This window comes from Acinetobacter sp. CAU_H_56 (assembly GCF_058599425.1).
On sequence record NZ_CM178654.1, the window covers coordinates 2982221 to 3006263 of the forward strand.

Sequence of the window (24043 nt, forward strand, 5' to 3'; positions counted from 1 at the left end):
TTTGGCTCTTGTTTTTTTATGCGCCAAAAATAGATCAAGGTTTGATATGACGTGGTCTGAAACCAGCAGCGACCAATGCGGCCAAATACGCCACGACTCCTACCACACATAAAATCAGCACTTCCAGTACACGCATCCATTGTGATACATCACCATTGTACCAGCTCAGTGCATAGGCCAAGGCTGCAATCATCACCACATTGGCGAACATGAATTGCATAAAGATTTTTTTCCAGTGCGCACCAAAACGGAAAATATTGCGTTGATGCAGATAGAAGTATAGCAGACCCGCATTGACCATGGCTGAACCGGTTGAAGCCAGTGCCAGTGCCATATGCTCCGCTTCCCAATGAATCAGCTTAAAGAAACCAATAAAGATCACGTTCAGAATCGCATTGGCTGCCACGGCCATTAAACCGACGCGTACCGGTGTACGGGTATCCTGCTGGGCATAGAAGCCGGGAGCAAAGACTTTAATCAGCATAAAGGCAATTACACCGCCACTCATACATTGCAATGCCAGCGCCGTCATCTGGGTATCTTCAAAGGTAAACTGTCCACGTTCAAATAATGCCTGAATAATCGGTGTTGACAGCATGAACAAGGCAATACTGGCTGGTAGACCAACCAGTACGATGACTTTCGCTGCCCAGTCCATCATGCCGCGGAATTTTTCCGGATTCTTTTCCGTATGCTGTGTGGATAAAGACGGCAGAATCACGGTACCGATTGCCACACCAATCAGACCCAATGGCAACTCAGTCATGCGTTCAGCACTATATAGCCAGGACACTGAACCGTCCTGCATGAAAGAAGCCCAAACCGTATTCAGTAACAGGTTGATCTGGGTGACCGATACACCAAACAAAGCGGGTAGCATCAGTTTCATGATGCGATCCACCCCTTCATGCTTGAAGTCTACTTTCGGTGGAATCAACAGGTTTTTACGCCATAATTCTGGAATCTGGATTGCCAGCTGCAAAATCCCGGCAATTACGACTGCCCAGCCTAGCGCCATAATCGGCTCTGCCATAAAAGGGGTGAGCCAGAGCGCACCGGCAATCATGGCAATATTCAATAAGACCGGAGCAAAGGCTGGCGTACTGAAAGAGCCATAACTGTTCAGAATACTGCTGGCAAAAGCCGTTAGTGACATAAATAGCAGGTATGGAATGGTCAAGCGGAACATGTCTGTAGCCAGCGCAAACTTTGCTTCATCGCCATGGAACCCTGGCGCATAGATATACATGATCACCGGTGCGGCAATGATGGCAATCATGGTCAGGGTGGTCATGAAGGTGGCTAGGCAGCCAAAGACCCGGCTGATCAGGATCTGCACTTCAGCATGGGTACGGCTGGTTTTATATTCGGTCAGTACCGGAATAAAGGCTTGGGAGAATGCCCCTTCTGCAAATAGCCGTCTGAAAAAGTTTGGAATACGAAATGCCACCACGAAGGTATCGAAATCTTTACCGGCACCGAATACATTCAGTAAAACCACATCCCGGACCAATCCCAGAATCCGCGACAACATGGTCATCGCACTGACAATTACGGTCGAACGCCAAAGGGCCATCCTATTCACCTAATAATTAATTTGGGCCTATTGTAATGAAACTTGCAAAAGAAGTTCATTGCTTAATCACATGACTTCCTGAAGGGTCATGGGTTCTTATAATGTTGTAACTGAGCACGAAAAGCACACCAGTCAAAATATGGTCCCGGATCGGTTTTACGTCCCGGTGCAATATCTGAATGTCCAGCAATATGCTGCTGCAGTTTGGGATAATAGTCTTGCAAACAGGCGGTGACTTTGACCAAGGCATCATATTGTGCCTGTTCAAACGGCAGGTCATCACTGCCTTCCAGTTCAATCCCGATGGAATAATCATTACATTCTTTTTTGGCCAGATAGCTGGAACGACCGGCATGCCAGGCCCGGTCATTAAAATTCACAAACTGTAGCACTTCACCAGAACGCAAAATCAGCAGATGTGCAGACACCTGCATGCCTTCAATAGTCTGAAAATACGGATGCACGGACCAGTCCAGCTGATTCTGAAAAAACTGTTCAATATAACCACCACCAAACTGTGACGGCGGCAGACTGATGTTATGGATCACCAGTAACTGGATGTCGGTATGTTCAGGCCGCTGATTAAAATTTGGAGAAGGGATCTGGCGTACCCCGAGCAATTGCCCGTCCCGGATTTGAAACTCAGCTGCCTGTTGCATAAAACTGTCCTGTACAAAAATAAAATCTGCAATATCAGGATTGCAGCCGGCTTAATGCTAAAACTTTCATAGGCAAATCTCAATTCATCCCGGCAGGCTGTATGAAAAATCGCTCATTTTAATGTAACGGTGTTAAGATAACGCACAATTTTTCACGGCTAAAAAAGATACGGAAATACTCATGAGCATATCTCAGGCTTTGCTAGAACAGTCGATTCAGATCAATATTCAACAGGCACTCTCCGAAGATATTGGCGATGGTGACATTACTGCCCTGCTGACTCCTGAAGATGAACAGGCGACTGCCACGATTATTAGCCGTGAAGCAATGGTTCTTGCTGGTCAGCCTTGGGTCAATGCCCTGATTCAGGCCTATGATCCGAGTGTAGAAGTGATCTGGCTAAAAAATGACGGCGATCATGTCGCTGCTAATGAAGCTTTTATAAAACTGGCCGGTTCTGCACGTAGCCTGCTAACTGTAGAACGCCCTGCCCTGAACTTTGTACAGACGCTGTCTGCAGTTGCGACCAAGACGGCAAACTATGTCAAAGAGCTGGACGGTTTGAATACCAAGCTCTTAGATACCCGTAAAACGCTGCCAGGCTTACGTATTGCCCAAAAATATGCTGTTGCTGTCGGTGGTGGTCAGAATCACCGTCTGGGTTTATTCGATGCTTTCTTGATTAAGGAAAATCATATTATGGCAGCTGGCGGCATTCGCCAGGCGATTGCCAAGGCACACCAGATTGCACCGGGTAAACCGGTGGAAGTAGAAGTTGAAACCTGGGATGAACTAAATCAGGCCCTAGAAGCCGAAGCTGATATCGTGATGCTGGATAATTTCAGTCAGCAGCAAATGATTGATGCCGTTAAACATGTGGCTGGTCGCTGTAAACTGGAAGCTTCAGGCAATATCACCATTGATAACTTACGTGAAGTGGCGAGTACAGGCGTAGACTATATTTCGATGGGTGTACTAACCAAAGATGTCAAAGCCATTGATCTATCGATGCGTTTTAATGGGTAAATTTTTATCAATAAAAAAGGGTGCCATAGCACCCTTTTTTTTATTCTCAAGGATATAAATCATAGAGGTTGAATGGCCTCTACTCTGTTAATTGGTATCACTTCCTCGTTCCATATTTGCACCATCGCGGTTTTCATCACGAGAATTCGAATCACAGGCAGTTAAACCCAGTACAGCAAATACTGAAAATGCCATCAACCATATTTTCATGTTATAACCCTCTGAATGAGATTTGGTTGAAAGATCATCGCTTAAAACAGGGGTTACACAGTAGACAGATCCTGTTCATTTTTTTGTCAGGCAATGTGTAGCTATAATAAAAAACGCATCCGAAGATGCGTTTTTTTACAGCTTGAAAGGCTTACCAGCCTAAAGCTTCTTGCTGTTTCTTGATCAGTTCCTGAATCCCTTTTTCAGCCATGGCCAGCATGTCATTGCACTGCTCACGGGTAAATGGCTTATCTTCAGCAGTACCTTGGATTTCAATAAATTCACCTGCTTGGGTCATCACGACATTTAAGTCAGTCTGACAGTTTGAATCTTCTTCATAGCAAAGATCCAGCAGTACTTCATCTTTAAAAATACCTACAGAAATGGCTGCTACCAGACCTTTAAGTGGATCCTGTTTGATTTTCTTTTTCTCAAGCAATACATTCATGGCATCAATCAATGCTACTGCAGCACCCGTAATTGATGCAGTACGGGTACCACCATCTGCCTGGATCACGTCACAGTCAATGGTAATGGTATTTTCACCAAGTTTTTTCAGGTCGACCATTGAACGTAGGCTACGACCGATCAGACGCTGGATTTCCTGAGTACGGCCACTTTGTTTGCCGCGAGCAGCTTCACGATCACTACGGGTATGTGTTGAACGTGGCAGCATGCCGTATTCTGCTGTTACCCAGCCTTGACCCTGACCTTTCAGGAAACGTGGTACAGAGCTGTCCACACTGGCAGTACACAGCACTTTGGTATGACCAAATTCAACCAATACGGAACCTTCCGCATAACGTGTATAGTTACGGGTAATTTTCACTTCACGTAATTGATCTAATGCTCGTTGGTCGATACGCATAATAGGTCCTGCTGTTGACTAAAAATAATTGCGGCTCAGTATAACAGAAGCCTCTGCCAAGATTGGAACAGAGGACAGATCATTTACAAAATCACTGGACACGCCTTGCTTGTATAGATTTTTCAGTCCATCTGCGCTACTGCGATGAGCATGTCTTTTTTGCTAAAATGCAGATCTGCTGAAGGAAAATCCCTATGTCTTTACGTGAAGAACGCAAGCAACAAAGCCGTCAGGCCCTCCTCGATGCTACCTTGGCATTGAGCAGCCGTGGCCATGCCTTTAGCAGCATCAGCCTGCGCGAAATCACTCATGAAGTCGGACTGGTGCCTGCCGCATTTTATCGACACTTTCAGAATATGGATCAGTTGGGACTAGAACTTCTGGATCAGGTTTCAATTCATCTCAAAGGTGTGCTGAATCAGTTAGGACCTGCAGATTTTTCTCTTGATGAGCTTTCAGCCAAGATCGAACTGTTTTTTCAGGCAGTTGATGCACATCCCGAAGCCTGGACATTTGTGAGTGCCGAACGTTGGGGCGGTTCTATCATTCTCAGACAAGGGATTGAGCGGGAAATTCATTATCTGACCCAAGACTTTCGGCATACCCTGGAACAGATTCCAGCCGCCCAGCAATCTTCTTCTCCAGCCGAATTAACCGCACTGGCACAGGTCCTGGTTCCTCTCGCATTAAACTGGGCTATGGGCTGGATTCAGCTTCAGGCACAGCCTGATCCCGAACTGCGACAAACTCAGATAAATGACTTCAAAGCGCAAAGCCTAAAGCAGTTAGAACTGTTATTTCGTGGAATTTTATCTCAAACCTGAGGTCTCATCTGAGTGAAATCTATTTCACAATTCAATTTTATCCTGACATAAAAAAAACCCGCATATAGCTGCGGGTTTTTAGATTCATGCAGATCTGGTGTTATTTAGCTTTACGCTCTTTTTCAACCAGATAATTCACTACTTGAACCACTTTGGCATCATCGCCCTGAACTACATACTTACCATTTACGGTTACCGCTGGTACGCCGCTTAACTGATAAGTCGCAGCCAGATTTTTAGCCTGTGCGATTTTTGAAGAAATCGGGAATGATTTATAAGTGGTATTAAATTTCGCTTCAGAAATACCATAACGGGTATAGAACTTGGCCAATTGAGCCTGCTCCAGAATTGGCTGTTTCTTCGCATGGATATCATGAAATAGCTGCAAATGCGCTTTTTGACGAACACCTAGAGCTTCAGACACATAATACGCACGAGCTGCCTGTTCCCATAGTGGATTCATCGCGGCTGGGGTACGCACGAAACGTACATCTTTAGGTAATTTTTTTAACCAGCTTTGCATGTGTGGTTCAAGAGAATAGCAGTGACCACAGCCATACCAGAAGAATTCACGGACTTCAATTTTCCCCGGCTTTTCAACTTTTACTGGATTCGCCAGGACTTGATAGTCTTGACCTGCTACAAAGTTGGCGGCCATTGCACTGCCAGAAAATGCCAAAACAGATGCGGCTACAGTGCCTAAAATAAATTTTTTCATTGGGATTATCGTCCTCTAAATCATTATGTCTAATTTATGGCTTCACTATAAAGTAATTATGCCGGTTTCGTTTTTATTCTGTGAACTTTTTTACAGCTTTTATCGCTTTTTTTTCCAGAATCGCTACACTAAACAAGTGTACTGATTTACAAGAAGTTAAATCTGTTTATACCGCCTCTGGGCGAACTTAAATTTTAAATAATCACGACTGATTGAGGTGACACCGATGTCGCAATTGAATGTTGATCCACAAGAAATTGCCAAGTTTGAAGCATTTGCAGCTATATGGTGGGATCAGCATTCCGAGTTCCGCCCATTGCATATGATCAATCCGCTACGTCTCAACTGGATTGATGAACATGCTGGTGGCTTGAGCGGCAAGAAAGTGCTGGATGTGGGCTGTGGCGGGGGCATCCTGTCAGAAAGCATGGCGCGCCGTGGCGCTCAGGTGCTGGGCATTGATATGGGCGAAGCGCCACTGAATGTGGCACGCATCCATGCTGAGCAGGAAGATGTTAGCAATATTGAATACCGTCAGATTCCGGTAGAACAGCTGGCAGAAGAGCAAGCCGGTCAATACGATGTGGTTACCTGTATGGAAATGCTGGAACATGTACCTGATCCAGCCTCTATTATTCAGGCCTGTTATAAACTGGCCAAACCGGGTGGTCATGTCTTCTTCTCGACCATTAACCGTAATCCAAAATCTTATCTGTTCGCGATCATTGGTGCAGAATATATCCTGCGTATGCTGGCCAAAGGTACACATGATTACAGCAAATTCATCAAGCCTTCTGAGTTGGCGCACGACATCCGTAATGCCGGTTTAAAACTGAAAGATATGACTGGCCTGCATTATAACCCGCTGACCAAACGTTACTGGCTGGCACCGAATGTTGACGTGAACTATATGGTGTATACCGTTAAAGAAAGTGCGCAAGAGGCTGCCCAATGAAGGCGGTTCTATTCGACCTCGATGGTACTTTAATTGATACCGCAGCTGACTTTATCCGGATTATCCAGCATATGTGCCGTGAAGCCGGCCGTGACGTGGTGGAAGCTGATCTGATCCGTACCCAGGTTTCAGAAGGTGCACGTGCTATGGTCAAATTGGTCTATCCGGAACTGCAACTGGAAGACCCGGTTTTCTTGGATCATCGCCAGCGTTTTCTGGATATGTATGGTGCAGATATTGCTGTGGATACAGACCTGTTCAGCGGAATGTATCCTTTACTTGAAGAGTTAGAGGAAAATGATATCCCTTGGGGAATCGTGACCAATAAACCGCGCTGGTTGAGCGAAGCCTTACTCAAAGCTTTAAACCTGACCGAGCGCTGTGCCGTACTGGTCTGTCCGGAAGATGTGACCCGAACCAAGCCAGATCCGGAGCCAATGTATCTGGCTGCCGAGCAGTTACAGCTGGCTGCAGAAGACTGCATCTATGTCGGGGACCATCCACGTGATATTGATGCAGGCCGCAATGCCAAGATGTATACCATACTGGCAGCATACGGTTATTTACCACTGCAATACAAAGATGACTTAACAGCCTGGCAAGCCGACTATATAGTGAATACAGTGAACGAGTTACACCAGCACATTCAAAAACTGGTCTTGAGCGAGCCAAGTGTCCTGTCTTGATTCCTGAAACTACTGAAGACACTTAACAATAATAATGAGGAGGTAGATAATGAAGTATTCAGAATATCAACCTCGCCCCGATCTGTTAAAAGATCGTATCATCCTGATCACGGGTGCGGGCGATGGCATTGGTCGTGCAGCAGCAATCAGCTATGCCCTGCATGGGGCAACTGTAGTTCTGCACGGGCGTACCTTAAACAAGCTTGAAGTCATTTATGACGAGATTGAAAGCTTAGGTGCGCCGCAACCTGCCATTCTCCCATTACAGTTATCTAGCGCCTCTGAACGTGATTATGAATTATTGCTCGACACGCTCGATCGTCAGTTTGGCCGTCTGGACGGGATTTTGCATAATGCCGGTATTTTAGGCGAGCGAGTGCCACTGGCAGATTATCCGGTTAATGTCTGGGATGATGTCATGGCGGTTAACCTTCGTGCGCCTTTTGTGATTACCCAAGCCCTGTTACCCCTGCTGGAAAAATCCAAACATGCTTCTGTGGTCTTTGCCAGTTCCGGCGTAGGTCGTGAAGCCCGGGAATGCTGGGGCGCTTATTCAGTTTCAAAAATTGCCATTGAAGCAGTGAGCCAGTTATTTGCCAAAGAACGGGTCAATTCGAATATCCGTTTTAACTGTATCAATCCAGGCGCTACACGTACGGCAATGCGTGCCAAGGCTTATCCGAATGAAGATCCGAAAACCTTACCGACACCGGATTCCATCATGCCAGCCTATCTGTACCTGATGGGTGAAGATAGCTTGCATATGAACGGTCAAAGTATTGATGCGCAGGACTAAGCTCTAATTGATACTTATTTAAAAGCCAATGTCCGCATTGGCTTTTTTGTTTTTTAAATTCTATAAAGATAAGGCCCATTTGAAAGCTGCTTATTCTCCTGCCCAATTCATCCAGATTTCAGACTGAATCAGCCAGACCTTTCTTATTTCTACAATACTGTCTTTATTCAGTTCGCTGCAAATTCCCCTATACTAGCGCCAACAGATTTTTATTTGAGTGCAACATGACTGACTTAAACAACATCACCGTGACGACTTTGGAAGATGGCATGATCTCTCTGCTGGTCGATCAGCAGCCGATCTCTGAAAAATACGGCATGAAGTTTGATGCCAGCATTGTCGATGACATTCAGGCACTCGAAAATGGTCAAAAACTGAAACTGTTTGACCAGTTTGTCTTTTCCCATACCGATCTGAATTTTGAACATTCCTATCATTATGTGACGGGTATCGAAAAGCTGGACGATCGTTATCAGGTAGCGAAACACTTTGTCTATCGTATCAAGATCGAAGGTCAGCCTGAAATTGAACATGTGATCAGCAATCAGGGCAAAGCAATGACAGCAGAAGATGTGCGTACTTTTATTCAGGCACATGTACAGAAATCCCTAAGTGACTATACTGATCTGAACTATGCCTATTAAGATCGTTCATTAGATCCCGAAAGAGCACATTTACGGATGATGCTCTTTTTTTATCCTTAAATTCTTTAAAAAACAGACATAAATCGTTTTAACGAATCAATAATATAAAATTATTCGGTTTTCCAAATTTATATAAAATTTTTATAATGCTTTTCAAGTTAAATCAAAGCGAAGGAAAATTAAATGGCAGACCAAAAACGTAAAACTGAAACTATTCGTCGTATTGAAAACTTGCAGTTATCAACTGCCCTGATTTTGGCTTTAGAAGATGCAGTCGAGGCAGAGTCTGTGGCTGAAGCCATTCAGTCCTTACAGGGTTTAACGGAACAGTGGAACTGAAAAATTGCCATGCCCGAATCAAGATCTGGTGCTTAAAAAGAATATTTTTCCACTAATTTGAGACGGTTTTGATATACAATTCAGGACATTGCGCTTGCATCTTGATCCCGGTTTTGCTGAAATGCCAATGGGGCTGGGCATAACTGGTCAACTGACTGAAGTGCATCCTAAGCTTATGTAAAATCATGGCATAATCATAATTTCTCTGTAATTGATATAAAACTTCAGCCAGTTCTTCACAGTTTCTCTGCAATTTTTCCGTACATTAGTTACTGTAGAAAATGAACAATTGAATGAGGGTTCAACATGAAAAAGGTTCTGGTAGCATTGGCGATGTCCTGCAGTGCATTCATGCTAGCAAATGTTGCAAACGCTGCCCCTCATTTCAATGATGAACAGCGTATGGAACGGGGTCCGGGTCATCATCAGGCCAAGAAATCGCGTGAGTTCCATGACGATCACCAAGACCAGTATGATAAACGCCGTATGCGTGAAGAACGTGGTGTTAAGCGTCTGCAGCAGTTACGCTGGCAGCCTGGCTATGTCATGCCGCAGCATTATCGCAGTAATGGCTACAAGGTCGAATATAAGGATCATAAACTGCCTAAACCAGACCGTAAGCAGCAATGGTACAAAGTCAACAATGACTACATTCTGGTGAACTCTGAAAATAACAGTATTATCCGGATCATCGGAGACTGATTCAGAACCTGATGCAAAGCCCAACCTCGTTTGGGCTTTTTGATGTTTAGGATGAGCCTTTTTAGGTTTTTTCTTATTTTAGAGTTTTCCTTTTAATCGTGGCTAATCTCCTAAATTCCTTCATGAATTTAACAATTCCACTAAACTGGCCTCACGCTTTCTATCCACTTATTCGCTAATTTAATCTCATCGAAAACATGTACAGATTTTTAGGTGAGAGCCATGAAAAAAGTTTTAACTACAATTGCCTTATCTCTTAGTGCGCTGGTGGCTACTTCTGCAATGGCAGCACCGCAGCATCATGATCCACGTTATGCACCGCATAAACCGGCACCACATTGGAATCATAAAGATGCGAAAAAATGGGATGATCGCCGCGATGACCGTCGTTACAACAACCGTGGGGTTAACCCAAGCCGTGACTGGCGCGTAGGTCAAAAACTGCCAAACCAATACGACAACCGTCGCTTTGAAGTCAGTGGCTATGAAGCACGCCGTCTGCCGAAAGCAGGTAAAAACCAGCAATGGTACAAAATCAATGGTGACTATGTGCTAGTCAACGATCGTAACGACAAGATTGTTCGAATCATCAACTAATCATTCTCTTTTCTGCCCTTCTAGCAGACACCTGAAGCTCGCTTCAGGTGTTTTTTTATATCTGTACTTCCACTTCAGTATTTTTTCATTAGAATCAAAGCTAGATCTTTAAATGTTGAAATAGGCACAGCTATGACTGCAGCAGAAACCTCACCGAGCAACACCTTGCAATATGTGCACTGGTTTCGCCATTCTGCGCCTTATATCAATGCTCATCGCAATAAAACTTTTGTGATCATGTTTGATGGTGAAGCGGTATTGCATGACAACTTTCAGCACATCATTCATGATATTGCCCTTCTCAATTCTTTGGGAATCCGTCTGATTCTGGTGCATGGCGCACGTCCGCAAATTAACCAGAATCTGGCTGCAAGTGGCTTCGAGACCCCTTTCCACCAGCAGCGTCGGGTGACGACACGTGAATCCTTAAGCTGTGTACTGAATGCAGTGGGATCGATCCGTTTACAGATTGAGGCCTTACTGTCGATGGGGCTGGCCAACTCACCCATGTATGGTGCGCGCATTGATGCTGTTTCTGGAAATTTTGTGACAGCCAAACCTTATGGTATCCGTGACGGGGTCGATTTTCAGTTAACTGGTGAAGTTCGGGCCATTGATACCGATGCGATTCAACGTCATCTGGACAATCATAATATTGTGATTCTCGGTCCGACCGGCTATTCAACGACGGGCGAAGTTTTTAACCTTCTAGCTGAGGAAGTCGCAACCAAAACTGCCACTCGCCTTAAAGCCGATAAACTGATTATCTTGGGTCGACAGCATGGTCTGCTCGACAGTAAGGATCATTTAAAACGGGAAGTAACCCCACAGCAACTGGATGACTATATTCTTTCTGATGAACAGGATATTGAAATTCGGCTCCAGCTCAAGGCCGCTCAGGAAGCGTCCCGAAATGGCGTCAATCGTGTTCACCTGATTTCGTATACCTATGACGGCGCCTTGCTGGAAGAACTGTTCACCCGGGATGGTTCCGGCACCATGATCACCGATGCGCATTATGAAGAAGTGCGTATGGCCGATATTCAGGATGTCGGTGGCCTGATCCGTTTGCTCCGCCCCTTGGAAGAAGAAGGTATTCTGGTTTACCGTTCGCGGGAGCGTCTGGAAAATGAAATTGACCAGTTCGCTGTAATTGAGCGTGATGGCATGATTCTGGCCTGTGCAGCCCTGTATCCGATTCCAACTACGGGCAATGAACTGCGTTCTGCAGAAATCGCCTGCGTTGCGGTAGATCCAAGTTACCGTCAATCCAACCGCGGTAGTCAGATTCTGCATTATCTGGAAGATAAGGCTAAAAGTCTGGGTATTCAGCAACTGTTTATTTTAACGACCCGTACTGCACACTGGTTTCTGGAACAGGGCTTTGAACCGGCATCAGTAGATGATTTGCCCGATGCCCGACAGGCTTTTTATAATTATCAGCGCAATTCGATTGTCTGTAAAAAGTCACTTTAAAGTGACTTTTTTATGCGCTCTCATATCTTTATTTTAGATAACGATATTCATAAAACCTGCATTCAGTATAAAAATACTATTGCTGATTTTTTAATAAGCATATCTGGCCACTTTATTTAGAATAAATAATTTTATATTTCATTATCTTATATAAATAATTCTTTTTTCCTAAATTAATGTGTAAATCAGTTTCCTGCATAAGTTTTGCACTTTTTTATTTATCTTTTTTCTTCATTAGAAATTCCTGAATAGTTATTTTTTTAGAAAAGTAAAAAGCTTTAGCGTATGCCTAAGTTCTTCATTTCACATTTCTAAATTTTCAGGAGTTCTGATTCATGCGCCAATCACACATTCAATTATTCACAAAAACTGCGGTCCTTAGTGCTGCGGTGGCTGGCGTGATGATGCTTTCTGGCTGTGGCAAAAAACAAGAAGCCGTGACCCTGAATATTGGTTTCCAGAAATATGGTGTACTGCCGATCTTAAAAGAACGTGGCACCTTAGAAACGTCATTAAAAGAACAAGGCGTGAATGTGAAATGGGTTGAATTCCCGGCTGGTCCTCAGTTGCTTGAAGGCTTGAATGTCGGCAGCGTATCTTTTGGTGAAGCCGGTGAAGCGCCACCGATTTTTGCTCAAGCAGCGAATTCAAATCTGGTCTATGTGGCCAACCAGCCTGAAGCACCGAAAGCTGAAGCGCTAATCGTACAAAAAGACTCGAAGATTCAATCCGTACAGGATCTGAAAGGCAAACGTGTTGCCTTAAATAAAGGCTCAAATGTTCATTACTTACTACTCAAAGTCCTTGAAGCCAATAATCTAAAACTCAGCGATATCGAAGTGGTTTACCTACCACCTTCTGATGCCCGTGCCGCTTTCGAACGCGGTGCTGTCGATGCCTGGGTGATCTGGGATCCGTTCTTCGCTGCAGCAGAACATCAGATTGGTGCCCGTGTCATCGCCACGGGTGAGAACATCGTCAGTAATCATCAGTTCTATATGGCAGATCGCAAGTTTGCTGAAGCCAACCCACAGATTATTGAAGCTGTCGTGAATGAACTCAACCTGACCACTGAATGGGTTTCTGCTCATCAGGATGAAGCAGCCAAACTTCTGGAAAAACCGACAGGCCTGGCCTTTGATGTATTAAAAACGTCTATTTCACGCATGGGCTTTGGGGTAAAACCACTCACTCCCGAAGTGGCACAAAAACAACAACAGGTGGCTGATGCCTTCTATGGCCAGCAACTGATTCCAGCAAAACTGAATATTCAATCTGCAATTATCGCGAAGTAAACCAAAGAACAATTTAGGGGATTTAATCATGACTCAACATCAGCTACACAACAAAGCAATCACATGGTTCAAGACCTCCAGTCATGGGATGAACGCTGCATTAGTTGCTTGCGCGATGTTGGGTTCAAGTGCTGCTTGGGCAGTGGATCCTTCAGTTAAACAGCTGCGTGTGGGTTATCAAAAAGCCTCTGTGAACCTGGTGATTGCACAGCAGCAAAAGCTGTTGGAAAAGGAATTTCCAAATGCAAAAATCAGCTGGAATGAATTCCCAGGCGGACCACAAATTTTAGAAGCACTGGCGGTAGGTTCTATTGATGTAGGTGCAACTGGAGATACACCTCCTGTCTACGCTCAGGCAGGCAATAAGCCATTGCACTATTTTGCTTATGAAACTGCAAAACCTTTATCTTCTGCCATTCTGGTCCAGCACAATTCCAAAATTACCAAGCTGAGCCAGCTCAAAGGTAAACGTGTTGGCGTGCACCGCGGTTCAAGCTCACATTATTTACTGGTACAGGCAGTACGCAAAGCGGGTCTGCAATGGACTGATATTCAGCCGGTCTGGTTAAGCCCTGCTGATGCGCGTGCAGCTTTCCAGAAAGGTGCGATTGATGCCTGGGCGATTTGGGATCCGTACTATGCTGCGGCTCAAGTAGAAGATAAAGCCAGAGTTTTATCTTCAGGTAAGGGCTTAAGTCCAAATTACACCTTTTACCTCGCTTCAGAAAATTTAATCAAAAATCATCCGCAAGCTTTAAAAGGCATTATCAAGCAGGTCAATGTTGCAGATAAATGGGTACAAAGCCATAAGGCTGAAACTGCAAGCATCTTTGCACAAAGTACCGGTCTAAAACCGATTGTCAGCCAGACCTTTATCCAGCGTCGTCCGAATCCGTCTGGTGCGGCACCGCTCACCAGGAAAGTGATCGCCGATCAGCAGGAACTCGCAAACCGTTTCAGCGAACTCAAGATCATTCCGAAATCTATCAATATTCAGCAAGCCGTTTGGGCAGGCAAATAATCTAAGGATCAAAGACATGAAAATTTTCTGGTTTATCCCGACACATGGCGACAGCCGCTACTTAGGTACCAGCAAAGGTGCACGCCAGGTCGATCATGCTTACATGAAGCAGATTGCGGTTGCGGTCGATAATCTTGGTTATGAAGGTGTATTAATCCCGACTGGCCGTTCATGTGAAGATCCGTGGTTAACTGCAGCTAGCCTGATTGATGCGACTAAAAAACTGAAATTCCTCGTCGCGCTGCGTCCAGGTGTTACCACGCCTGCTCTGACTGCACGTATGGCTGCAACCTTTGACCGTCTGTCTGGTGGCCGTGTATTGCTGAACCTGGTGACGGGTGGTGATGAGCAAGAACTAAAAGGTGACGGCGTTTATGAAGATCATGCAACACGCTACAAGACTGCAGCTGAATATACGACAATCTGGCGTGAAATTCTGACCCGTTCACATACCGGCGAAAGCTTCACTTTCCATGGCGAACGTCTCAGTGTAGATGATGCCAAACTGCTTTATCCACCAGTTCAAAAACCATATCCACCACTCTGGTTCGGTGGTTCTTCAGATGCAGCCGTTGAACTGGCCACTGATCAGGTTGACACTTACCTGACTTGGGGTGAGCCACCTGCAGCAGTGAAAGAAAAAATTGAAAATGTCCGTGCCAAAGCCGAAGCAAAAGGTCGCAAGCTGAGCTACGGTATCCGCTTACACGTAATTGTTCGTGAAACCAATGAAGAAGCATGGAGAGCAGCAGACGAACTCATCCAGTATGTAGATGATGCCACTATTGCTGCTGCACAAGCGAAATTCAAGCAAATGGACTCTGTCGGCCAACGCCGTATGGCTGAGCTGCATAATGGCGACCGTAGCAAACTCGAAGTGTCTCCAAACCTGTGGGCAGGTGTAGGTCTGGTACGTGGCGGTGCAGGTACAGCATTGGTCGGCGATCCAGAAACTGTCGCAGCACGTATTCAGGAATATGCTGATCTAGGTATCGATACCTTCATTTTCTCAGGCTATCCACATCTGGAAGAATCGATCCGTTTTGCGGAACTAGTATTCCCATTACTTCCGCTTGAAACTCAACAAAAACTGGCTCAGCCAAACCTGACTGGTCCATTCGGTGAGATTGTGGCAAATAATTACACTCCAGATGAGAACAAGAAGGCTGAGAGTGTTCAGGAGCCAGCTTAATGTCGAAAATCGTTTCAGTTGAAACCCTCGCAGAAAAGAAGGTTTCACGTGGAACACAGCTTGGGCAGCGTTTGCTGCCCTGGTTAGTTCCTGTCGGATTAATTCTACTCTGGCAAATCGCGTCGAGTACCGGTTTGCTGGAAAGCCGTATTTTGCCTGCACCAAGTGCCGTAGTCATCGCATTCTGGAATTTGCTGCTCAGCGGTGAGTTGTGGACACATGTCAAAGTCAGTGCTGGTCGTGCCTTAAGTGGTTTATTAGTAGGCGGTGGTCTAGGGCTAATTTTGGGTCTACTGAATGGTTCATCCAAAATGGCCTCTACCCTGCTGGATACCACCTTACAAATGATCCGTAACATTCCGGCTTTGGCCTTAATTCCACTGGTCATTCTCTGGTTCGGAATTGATGAATCAGCCAAGCTGTTCCTGGTCGCGATTGGTGTGTTCTTCCCGATCTATATCAATACCTATCATGGCATTCGTTCAGTCGATCCCCAGCTGATTGAAATGGGTAAAAGCTATGGCCTGACCCGCTGGCAGCTTTATAAAGAAATCATCCTGCCAGGGGCAATGCCTTCAATTCTGGTCGGTCTGCGTTTTTCACTCGGTCTGGTCTGGGTACTACTGATTGTGGCGGAAACGATTTCTGCCCAGTCCGGTATCGGTTATATGACCATGAACGCGCGTGAATTCCTGCAAACCGATGTCGTCCTGGTGGGTATTTTACTGTATGCCCTGCTAGGTAAACTGGCAGATGTCCTGGCCGTGGCCTTAGAACGATTCCTGCTGCGCTGGCATGCTGGCTATCAAAAATAATTGAAAAAATATTGAGGAGCATGTGATGACTGATCTCAGCTTAGGGCGTCTTGCCAATGATCCGACTGCAGTGCAGGAGCCTGCTGCAACCGATATCAATCCCAATGCAGTTGCCGGTGCCGAAATCATTATTGAACAGCTGCACAAGTTCTATGGTTCGGTGAAGGTACTGGAAGATCTGGACCTGCATATTCAGCCGGGTGAATTTCTGGCGATTGTTGGACGTAGTGGCTGTGGTAAAAGTACCCTGCTTCGTCTGATTGCAGATTTAGAAAAACAGAGCTACGGCGAAATTAAATTCAAGTCTGCACGTCATATCCGTGAAGGCATTACCGCTGATGATATCCGCGTGATGTTCCAGGATCCGCGTTTATTGCCATGGCGCAGCATCGAACAGAACGTGCAACTCGGCCTACCCAAAGACCAGCATGGTAATGCTTCACAAATGCTGGAGAAAGTCGGCTTAAAAGAAAAAGCTGGGCTTTGGCCTTCACAACTGTCTGGTGGTCAGCGCCAGCGTACTGCTCTGGCACGTGCCTTGTCACATAAGCCACGTATTTTATTGCTAGATGAACCACTTGGTGCGTTGGATGCCCTGACCCGTCTGGATATGCAGAACCTGATTGAAAAATTATGGACTGAACAGGGCTTTACCGCGATTCTGGTCACCCACGACGTCAGTGAAGCCGTACAACTGGCAGACCGGATTATCCTGCTGGACAAAGGCCATATTGCCAAAGAGTTTAAAGTTGATCTTCCGCGTCCACGCCAAAAGAATGTGAAATTCGCCGAACTTGAACAACAGGTTCTGAATGCCGTTCTTGCAACCTGAAATGCGTGGGAATCTGGAATAGCTGGTTATTCTGGATTCCTTATTTCGAATCAAGAGAATATCTGTCTTACTGATTATTTATTCAGCAATTGGCAAAATTTCAACTTAATTCATTAATTTTATTTTAACTTTATGATGCTTCAAGGTAATAAGTACCCCTTAAAAAATTATCAACCTTTTCAAAAGCTTGGTTTTTAATTCCTGCGCCTTAAACCGATACTAATTGTATCTTTAATCTAAAGAATAAATCATCATTATTCATAAAATTAGCACCTGACTTGATGCACAAATCTGATGATTTGACGTACAATTAAAAATTCCCTTTTTTAATTGTTTTTAATATTTGCTGATGGAACAAAAAAAGAGTACTCAAAAACGCAACCAGCTGCTGAATGCCGCACTCGATGTTTTTTCCCTATACGGTTTTAATGGGGCGAGTTTAGATGAGATCGCACAAATCGCAGAAATGCATAAGTCGAATATTTTCTATTATTACGAAAATAAAGAGGCGCTCTATGTAGAGGTTTTAACGACTGTTCTACAAAAATGGCTGGCACCTTTACAAATGCTAGAAGCCGATCTTGAGCCTGAAGAAGCGATTACCAATTATTTGATGCAAAAAATTGAAGTATCGCGTACCCAGCCTAAAGCTTCACGCCTGTTCGCTCTGGAAGTGATTCAGGGTGCGCCGCACATTTTAGAAATCTTAAAAGGCCCATTGAAAAAACTGGTCAAGCGTAAAGCCAAAGTGATTTCAAACTGGCAGGAACAAGGTAAGATTTCTAAAGATATCGATCCTGAACTGCTGATTCTGAATATCTGGGCGGTAACCCAGAACTATGCAGATTTCGCGACCCAGATGGAAATGGTGACGGGCAAGACCTTGCGTAACCGCAGCATGCAACAACGGATTATCCAGCATACTGTACATATGATGCTGTACGGCGTACTTCCGCGTACACAAGAAAAATAGGTCAACGCAAAAATTATTTGGCATACGACCATAAATTTTATGGTCGCCGACCCCTTCTCTCACCCTTTATTATTATTTTAACGTTTGATATAAATTCAATAATTTCTGCGCACCCAGCAGCAGATTCTCTTCCCAGTCCAAATGAGCGCTATCATCTGCACCGTCAGTAATATATTTGACTGAAATCAGGCGCACATCCAATTTTCTGCATACCTTGGCCAGCGCATAGCCTTCCATATCGACCAGCTGACAAGCCACTTTCGGCAAGCCTGTTTCAAAGCTATCCCCTGTTCCACAAACCCCTTTCGGTAAATGGACAAAAAATGGTTCCAGATCAATTGCGCCTGGCAAATGATCATCCATCGGGGTAATACCAACTTCAAATCCTAGGGGTGAAACATCCATATCACGTTGTACAAAACGCTTAACTTCGACCAGTTCATGCGCCTTGAAATGGGAACTGCCTGCTGTGCCGAGATTAATCAGGGTTTTACAGCAGGTTTTCTGAATCACTTCAAAAGCCTTAAAAGCAGCATTCACCTTGCCGATGCCACTATAGTGGACTTCTACACCTTCTGCTTCGAACAAACCTTTGGATTCACTGGCCAATGCCATAATGAGCACTGAATCTGACATGCAAACTACCTGAGACTGAGAAAACCGTGACATTAGAAAGCAAAATCCAGGCAATGAAAAGCGGGTTTTTAGATTTCTGTTTTGCAGATCTTTCACTTAAATAACCACAGAAGATTCTTGGATGGCACACTTTCTTCTTGATGTGTTTCGTGATTTTTCAATAATTTTTTTGCATAAAAACACAACAGCAAGACGAATCGTTGAGATTATGGCAATATATAGCCTTTCCTATTTTTCAATTCCCTGATTTCGCCTATGCAGCTGCTCCGTCTCAATGCTTTAGCGTCACATTCTGAATTGCCAAAAACCGCCGTTACAATTGGTAATTTTGACGGCGTGCATCTGGGTCATCAGGCCATGATCAAACAGTTAAAAGCTGTTGCAGAAGCTGAGCAACTAAAAACTGTTGTGATGATCTTCGAGCCACAACCGCTTGAATTTTTTAAAGGTTATGAAGCACCGCCGCGTATTTCTTCTTTGCGTGAAAAGGTGGAATATTTAAGCGAACTGGGTGTGGACTATATTGCGGTCGCCAAGTTTGATCATCATTTTCGAAGCCTGAGTGCCGAAGCCTTTGCCGATATTCTGAAAGATAAACTGAATGCGGCACATCTGGTCTTGGGGGATGATTTTCACTTTGGTAAAAACCGTCAAGGCAATAGTGAATTCCTGCGAGATTATGGATTTAAGGTCACCAACCTGCATACCATTGCCTTGGATGGTGAACGGGTCAGTTCTACCCGCATCCGTCAGACCCTGCAAGCGGGTGACCTGGCTCTGGCAGCCAAATTGCTGGGACGTCCTTATAGTATTACCGGCCGGGTGCAATACGGCGACCAGATTGGCCGTACCATTGATTTCCCGACCATTAATGTCCGGTTGAACCGGCATAAACCCTGCCTGCAGGGCATTTATGGGGTTGAAGTCGTCTGTGAAACCGGATCACTCAGCGCCAAGGTTCAGCAGGAAAATCCTGAACAGCCGGGTATTGCCGGCTATGATCAGGGCAGCCTGTTTGGTGCCGGTCATGTGGGTACCCGCCCTGCGATCAAACAGACTCATCCGGAATGGCGATTAGAAGTACATTTTCCTGATGTTTCTGCTAATCTGTATGGCCTGTTAATGCGGGTAACCTTCTTGAATTATCTGCATGGCGAAAAAGATTATCCTTCGCTTGAAGCGTTAAAGGCCGGAATTGATGATGATGTTGAGAAACTGCTTGAGTTTCGTCGAAAACACCCCACATTTCCCTTTTAATGTCCCGTATTTTTATTGTAAAACGTGTCAGTCTAATGACTGATTAAATTGGAAGACAACTTGCATGAGCGATAAGCAAACTCCTGAAAATGCAGTGGATTATAAAGCCACGCTGAACCTCCCAGGTACTGACTTTGCAATGAAAGCAAATCTGGCAGTACGTGAAGCGAAATGGTTAGAAGAGTGGTATGCCGATGACATTTATCAGCAGATTCGTGCATCGCGAATTGGCAAGAAAAAATACGTGCTTCATGATGGCCCTCCATATGCCAATGGCCAGATTCACTTAGGTCATGCAGTCAACAAGGTACTTAAAGACATCATCATTAAAAGCCGTATCATGGACGGCTTTGATGCGCCTTATGTACCAGGCTGGGATTGTCATGGTCTTCCAATTGAACTGAAAGTTGAAGAAAAAGTCGGTAAGGTCGGCGTTAAAGTAGATGCGCCTACTTTCCGTAAAGCTTGCCGCGAATATGCATTGAGCCAGGTGGAGCTACAGAAAAAAGACTTCATCCGTATGGGTGTATTTGGTGACTGGAGCAATCCTTATCTCACCATGAACTTCAAGCAGGAAGCCAACATCGTGCGTTCACTCGGTGAAATCGCGAAAAATGGCCATATCCAGCCAGGCCTTAAACCGGTGAACTGGTGTCTGGACTGTGGTTCAGCACTGGCTGAAGCTGAAGTTGAATATGAAGATAAAAAGTCAGACGCGATTGACGTGGGTTTCACCGTGGTGGATCTGGCGGATCTGTCTGCACGTTTAGGTGTTGAAGTTAAAGACTCAACCGATATCGTGATCTGGACGACTACGCCTTGGACCCTGCCTGCGAACCAGGCAGTTGCCTTACATGCTGAAATTGAATACCAGCTGGTCGTTGCACGTGGTGAAGATAAAGCTGCACAAAACTTTATCCTGGCCAAAGATCTGGTTGAGTCTGCAACTGAGCGTTATGGCTTTAACGCGGTTGAAGTGATTGCCGATTTTGCCGGTGCAAAACTTGAGAATCTGGTACTGCAACATCCTTTAATTGCTGAGCGTCAAGTGCCAGTCATTCTGGGTGAACACGTTATCGCAACCAGCGGTACTGGCGCTGTACATACTGCGCCTGGCCATGGTGTGGACGACTATAAAGTTGGTCTGCTGTATAACCTGAAAGTGGATAATCCTGTAGGTGGTAATGGTGTGTATTTACCGACTTCACCACTATTTGCAGGCGAACATATCTACAAGGCCAATCCACAAATTATTGCGACGCTTGGCGAAGCTAACAAGCTATGGGCACATAAGCCTATTAAGCATAGCTACCCGCACTGCTGGCGTCATAAAACTCCGATTATCTTCCGTGCGACCCCACAATGGTTCATCAGCATGGATGAAAAAGGTCTGCGTCAGGGCGCGTTGAATGCCATTGAAAATGACATCAGCTTTGTACCGGATTGGGGTAAAAACCGTATTCAGGCGATGATCGAAGGCCGCCCGGACTGGTGTATCTCACGTCAACGTACTTGGGGCGTACCAATCCCATTCTTCGTGCATAAAGACACCAATGAACTGCACCCGCGTACACCTGAACTGATCGAAGAAGTCGCGAAACTGATCGAACAGGAAGGTATTGATGCCTGGTATAACCGTGAAGCCAAAGACTTCATTGGTGATGATGCTGAGCAGTACAACGCGGTTCGCGATACCTTAGACGTATGGTTTGACTCTGGTACAACCCACTATGCAGTGCTGCGTGACCGTGAAGAATTAACCGATCCGGCTGATCTGTATCTTGAAGGTTCTGACCAACACCGTGGCTGGTTCCAGTCTTCATTATTAACCTCTATGGCGATCAATCAACGTGCGCCATACAAAGGCTTGCTGACTCACGGTTTCGTGGTCGATGAGAAAGGCCGCAAGATGTCAAAATCGCTGGGTAATATCATTACTCCGCAAGACATTATCAAGAACATGGGTGCAGACGGCCTGCGTTTCTGGATCGCTTCAGCAGATTACCGTTATGAAATGACCGCAGGTAAAGAAATCTTTAACCGTGCATCAGATGGTTACCGTCGTATCCGTAATACTTTGCGTTTCTTGCTGGCAAACCTGAATGGCTTCAACCCGGCAACTGATGCCCTACCCGTAGATCAACTGATTGCACTGGATCAATACATCCTGCAACGCGCGAATGATGTACAGGAAACCATCAAGAAAGCATATGAAGATATGAACTTCCATATCGTGACCAATGCCTTGACCAACTTCTGTATTAACGACCTCGGTGGTTTCTACTTAGACATCATCAAAGACCGTCAGTACACTACTAAAGCAGACTCGCAGGCACGTCATTCTGCGCAAACTGCACTGTATCATCTGGTACAAGCCTTTGTTCGCTGGATGGCGCCAATCCTGAGCTTCACTGCTCAAGAAGCATGGCCACTAATTCCAGGTCAAAGTGAGAAATATGTCTTCACTGCTGAATGGTACGATATTCCAGTTTCTGCACAAGCTAACCTGTTATCTGAAGCAGACTGGCAAACCCTGATTGCCGTGAAATCCGCGGTGAACAAACACATTGAAAATGCGCGTAACGAGAAACTGGTAGGTTCAAACCTGTCTGCCAAAGTTGAGCTGTGGGCCAATGATGAACTGAAAGCTGTTCTAGACCGTCTGGGTGATGAGCTGCGTTTCGTTCTGATCACTTCTCAGGTAATCGTGAATCCGTTTGATGCTGCTCAAGGCAATGACGCTGAACTTGAAGGCCTACGCGTAAAAGTATCTGCGGCAGATGGCGAGAAATGTGTACGCTGCTGGCATGTGCTTCCTGATGTGAATACACATGCCTCACATCCAGGACTATGCGGTCGTTGTATCATTAACCTCCCGAGCGGCCAAGGTGAAGAGAGAAAATATGCCTAACCCACAGCAGAAAAAGGGTCTGTTCCAGTTCTATCCTCACAATTTGTGGTGGATCGGACTGGCTATTCTGGCGATCATTCTAGATCAATGGACCAAATGGATTGCGGTAACACATCTGGAATATGCAGATCCGGTGCCCGTCCTGCCCTTTTTAAATTGGACACTATTACATAACTATGGCGCTGCCTTTAGTTTCTTGTCCGATGCTGGTGGCTGGCAACGCTATTTCTTTACCTCTCTTGCAGGTTTAGTGTCTGTGGTTTTCGTGTTCTGGCTGATGCGTATGCCAAAGAGCATGAAAGTCTTGCCACTAGCAGTTGCCCTGATTCTGGGTGGTGCTATTGGTAACCTGATTGACCGCATTTCTTTAGGTTATGTGGTCGACTTTATTCATGTCTATTATCAGAACAGCCACTTCCCTGCTTTTAATATTGCGGATAGTGCCATTACTTTAGGTACGATTCTGCTGCTGATTGATACGTTTTTCCTGGAAAAACACCGAATTCAACGTGCACAGGCGCAACATGACTGATTTTATTAATCCTAACGAGGAAACTCGTGTTGAAGACGGCTCTAAAGTCGAGCTTCATTTTTCTGTCGCGATCGAAAGTGGCGTAGAAATTGACAATACCCGTAGCCGTGAAGAACCGGTAAGCCTGACCATTGGTGATGGCAACCTATTACCAGGTTTTGAAAAAGCCTTGATGGGCTTGCGTGCTGGTGACCGTCGTACCGTCAGCCTCCCGCCCGAAGAAGCTTTTGGTCCGTGGAATCCTGAAAATGTCCAAAAATTTGATACGGTGAAATTTGGCGAACGTCCGATCGAAGGTCACATGATCGAGTTTGAAGACAAGGCCAAATCGACTTTGTATGGCGTAGTAAGATCCGTAAATGATGATATTACCGAAGTGGACTTTAATCATCCGCTTGCAGGTAAAAATATCACCTTTGAAGTCGAAATCTTCAAAGTTACTCCAGCTGGCCAGCAAGGCGTGAAGCTGATGTAATATCGGCTAATCACATGATTTAAAAGA

The 24043-nt window shown here is 45.2% G+C and carries 26 protein-coding genes; 20 read left to right on the forward strand and 6 right to left on the reverse strand.

Annotated elements, in window-relative coordinates; genetic code table 11:
• Positions 1 to 34 precede the first annotated feature (34 nt).
• Entirely contained in the window at positions 35 to 1585 is a 1551-nt protein-coding gene (gene murJ / locus AC4MCC_RS14075) for a murein biosynthesis integral membrane protein MurJ (RefSeq protein WP_419365443.1), read from the reverse strand.
• 77 nt (positions 1586 to 1662) lie between these two features.
• The gene (gene ampD / locus AC4MCC_RS14080) at positions 1663 to 2235 is read right to left on the reverse strand and encodes a 1,6-anhydro-N-acetylmuramyl-L-alanine amidase AmpD (protein ID WP_180025294.1); all 573 of its coding nucleotides are present in this window, start codon (positions 2233 to 2235) and stop codon (positions 1663 to 1665) included.
• Positions 2236 to 2416: 181 nt separating this feature from the next.
• Between ampD and nadC the strand changes: the two genes are divergently transcribed.
• Positions 2417 to 3262 carry a carboxylating nicotinate-nucleotide diphosphorylase gene (gene nadC / locus AC4MCC_RS14085; protein WP_419365442.1) on the forward strand — a complete coding sequence of 282 codons (846 nt, stop codon included), beginning with the start codon at positions 2417 to 2419 and terminating at the stop codon, positions 3260 to 3262.
• A gap of 87 nt (positions 3263 to 3349) precedes the next feature.
• Here nadC and AC4MCC_RS14090 read toward each other — a convergent pair whose 3' ends face one another.
• Together AC4MCC_RS14090 and rph are read right to left on the reverse strand one after the other, a co-directional pair.
• Positions 3350 to 3472 carry a hypothetical protein gene (locus AC4MCC_RS14090; RefSeq protein WP_005232802.1) on the reverse strand — a complete coding sequence of 41 codons (123 nt, stop codon included), beginning with the start codon at positions 3470 to 3472 and terminating at the stop codon, positions 3350 to 3352.
• A gap of 151 nt (positions 3473 to 3623) precedes the next feature.
• Positions 3624 to 4340, reverse strand: coding sequence for a ribonuclease PH (rph, locus tag AC4MCC_RS14095; protein ID WP_004781384.1), 717 nt, complete (start codon positions 4338 to 4340; stop codon positions 3624 to 3626).
• A 194-nt stretch (positions 4341 to 4534) separates the two neighbouring features.
• On the opposite strand from rph, the gene AC4MCC_RS14100 reads away from it, so the two are divergent.
• Positions 4535 to 5164, forward strand: coding sequence for a TetR family transcriptional regulator (locus AC4MCC_RS14100; RefSeq protein ID WP_491885465.1), 630 nt, complete (start codon positions 4535 to 4537; stop codon positions 5162 to 5164).
• A gap of 100 nt (positions 5165 to 5264) precedes the next feature.
• Here the strand turns inward: AC4MCC_RS14100 and AC4MCC_RS14105 are convergent, their stop codons facing one another.
• On the reverse strand, positions 5265 to 5882 hold the full coding sequence (locus tag AC4MCC_RS14105; RefSeq protein WP_004781380.1) for a thiol:disulfide interchange protein DsbA/DsbL: 618 nt from the start codon (positions 5880 to 5882) through the stop codon (positions 5265 to 5267).
• A gap of 226 nt (positions 5883 to 6108) precedes the next feature.
• Here AC4MCC_RS14105 and ubiG point away from each other — a divergent pair, with 226 nt between their 5' ends.
• The 14 genes from ubiG (at position 6109) to AC4MCC_RS14175 (ending at position 18205) form a co-directional block, all read left to right on the forward strand.
• A complete protein-coding gene (gene ubiG, locus AC4MCC_RS14110) occupies positions 6109 to 6837 on the forward strand; it encodes a bifunctional 2-polyprenyl-6-hydroxyphenol methylase/3-demethylubiquinol 3-O-methyltransferase UbiG (protein WP_034704015.1) in 729 nt (242 codons plus the stop codon).
• Entirely contained in the window at positions 6834 to 7523 is a 690-nt protein-coding gene (locus tag AC4MCC_RS14115; RefSeq protein ID WP_005232806.1) for an HAD family hydrolase, read from the forward strand. The genes ubiG and AC4MCC_RS14115 overlap by 4 nt, the downstream gene beginning before the upstream one ends.
• Before the next feature lie 49 nt (positions 7524 to 7572).
• Positions 7573 to 8319 carry a YciK family oxidoreductase gene (locus tag AC4MCC_RS14120; RefSeq protein ID WP_004781375.1) on the forward strand — a complete coding sequence of 249 codons (747 nt, stop codon included), beginning with the start codon at positions 7573 to 7575 and terminating at the stop codon, positions 8317 to 8319.
• Positions 8320 to 8543: 224 nt separating this feature from the next.
• Positions 8544 to 8963 (forward strand): hypothetical protein, encoded by a 420-nt coding sequence (locus tag AC4MCC_RS14125; RefSeq protein WP_419365439.1) that lies wholly within the window; start codon positions 8544 to 8546, stop codon positions 8961 to 8963.
• 183 nt (positions 8964 to 9146) lie between these two features.
• Entirely contained in the window at positions 9147 to 9302 is a 156-nt protein-coding gene (locus AC4MCC_RS14130) for a hypothetical protein (protein ID WP_004781372.1), read from the forward strand.
• Between the two features lie 306 nt (positions 9303 to 9608).
• Entirely contained in the window at positions 9609 to 10004 is a 396-nt protein-coding gene (locus tag AC4MCC_RS14135; protein ID WP_491885466.1) for an RcnB family protein, read from the forward strand.
• Between the two features lie 222 nt (positions 10005 to 10226).
• Positions 10227 to 10601, forward strand: a complete 375-nt coding sequence (locus AC4MCC_RS14140) for an RcnB family protein (protein ID WP_491885467.1) — start codon at positions 10227 to 10229, stop codon at positions 10599 to 10601.
• Between the two features lie 132 nt (positions 10602 to 10733).
• Complete coding sequence (gene argA / locus AC4MCC_RS14145) at positions 10734 to 12077, forward strand: amino-acid N-acetyltransferase (RefSeq protein ID WP_491885468.1); 1344 nt, start codon at positions 10734 to 10736, stop codon at positions 12075 to 12077.
• Between the two features lie 335 nt (positions 12078 to 12412).
• Positions 12413 to 13372 carry a sulfonate ABC transporter substrate-binding protein gene (locus tag AC4MCC_RS14150; protein ID WP_419374897.1) on the forward strand — a complete coding sequence of 320 codons (960 nt, stop codon included), beginning with the start codon at positions 12413 to 12415 and terminating at the stop codon, positions 13370 to 13372.
• Between the two features lie 28 nt (positions 13373 to 13400).
• Positions 13401 to 14393: a sulfonate ABC transporter substrate-binding protein gene (locus AC4MCC_RS14155; RefSeq protein ID WP_491885469.1), complete on the forward strand. Its 993-nt coding sequence runs from the start codon at positions 13401 to 13403 to the stop codon at positions 14391 to 14393.
• 16 nt (positions 14394 to 14409) lie between these two features.
• Entirely contained in the window at positions 14410 to 15585 is a 1176-nt protein-coding gene (gene ssuD / locus AC4MCC_RS14160; RefSeq protein WP_491885470.1) for an FMNH2-dependent alkanesulfonate monooxygenase, read from the forward strand.
• Positions 15585 to 16400 (forward strand): aliphatic sulfonate ABC transporter permease SsuC, encoded by an 816-nt coding sequence (gene ssuC / locus AC4MCC_RS14165; RefSeq protein ID WP_419374899.1) that lies wholly within the window; start codon positions 15585 to 15587, stop codon positions 16398 to 16400. Before ssuD ends, ssuC begins: the two co-directional genes overlap by 1 nt.
• Positions 16401 to 16425: 25 nt before the next feature.
• Positions 16426 to 17232: an ABC transporter ATP-binding protein gene (locus AC4MCC_RS14170; protein ID WP_180011124.1), complete on the forward strand. Its 807-nt coding sequence runs from the start codon at positions 16426 to 16428 to the stop codon at positions 17230 to 17232.
• Between the two features lie 349 nt (positions 17233 to 17581).
• The gene (locus AC4MCC_RS14175; RefSeq protein ID WP_005232857.1) at positions 17582 to 18205 is read left to right on the forward strand and encodes a TetR/AcrR family transcriptional regulator; all 624 of its coding nucleotides are present in this window, start codon (positions 17582 to 17584) and stop codon (positions 18203 to 18205) included.
• A gap of 72 nt (positions 18206 to 18277) precedes the next feature.
• On the opposite strand, the gene AC4MCC_RS14180 is transcribed toward AC4MCC_RS14175, so the two are convergent.
• Positions 18278 to 18841 carry a 5'-methylthioadenosine/S-adenosylhomocysteine nucleosidase family protein gene (locus AC4MCC_RS14180; protein ID WP_491885471.1) on the reverse strand — a complete coding sequence of 188 codons (564 nt, stop codon included), beginning with the start codon at positions 18839 to 18841 and terminating at the stop codon, positions 18278 to 18280.
• Between the two features lie 255 nt (positions 18842 to 19096).
• Between AC4MCC_RS14180 and ribF the strand changes: the two genes are divergently transcribed.
• The 4 genes from ribF (at position 19097) to AC4MCC_RS14200 (ending at position 24016) form a co-directional block, all read left to right on the forward strand.
• A complete protein-coding gene (gene ribF, locus AC4MCC_RS14185; RefSeq protein ID WP_104426775.1) occupies positions 19097 to 20098 on the forward strand; it encodes a bifunctional riboflavin kinase/FAD synthetase in 1002 nt (333 codons plus the stop codon).
• Between the two features lie 64 nt (positions 20099 to 20162).
• The gene (ileS, locus tag AC4MCC_RS14190) at positions 20163 to 23009 is read left to right on the forward strand and encodes an isoleucine--tRNA ligase (protein WP_419365434.1); all 2847 of its coding nucleotides are present in this window, start codon (positions 20163 to 20165) and stop codon (positions 23007 to 23009) included.
• Complete coding sequence (gene lspA / locus AC4MCC_RS14195) at positions 23002 to 23541, forward strand: signal peptidase II (RefSeq protein ID WP_004781354.1); 540 nt, start codon at positions 23002 to 23004, stop codon at positions 23539 to 23541. Before ileS ends, lspA begins: the two co-directional genes overlap by 8 nt.
• Positions 23534 to 24016 (forward strand): FKBP-type peptidyl-prolyl cis-trans isomerase, encoded by a 483-nt coding sequence (locus tag AC4MCC_RS14200; RefSeq protein ID WP_125278879.1) that lies wholly within the window; start codon positions 23534 to 23536, stop codon positions 24014 to 24016. Before lspA ends, AC4MCC_RS14200 begins: the two co-directional genes overlap by 8 nt.
• Positions 24017 to 24043: the final 27 nt, after the last annotated feature.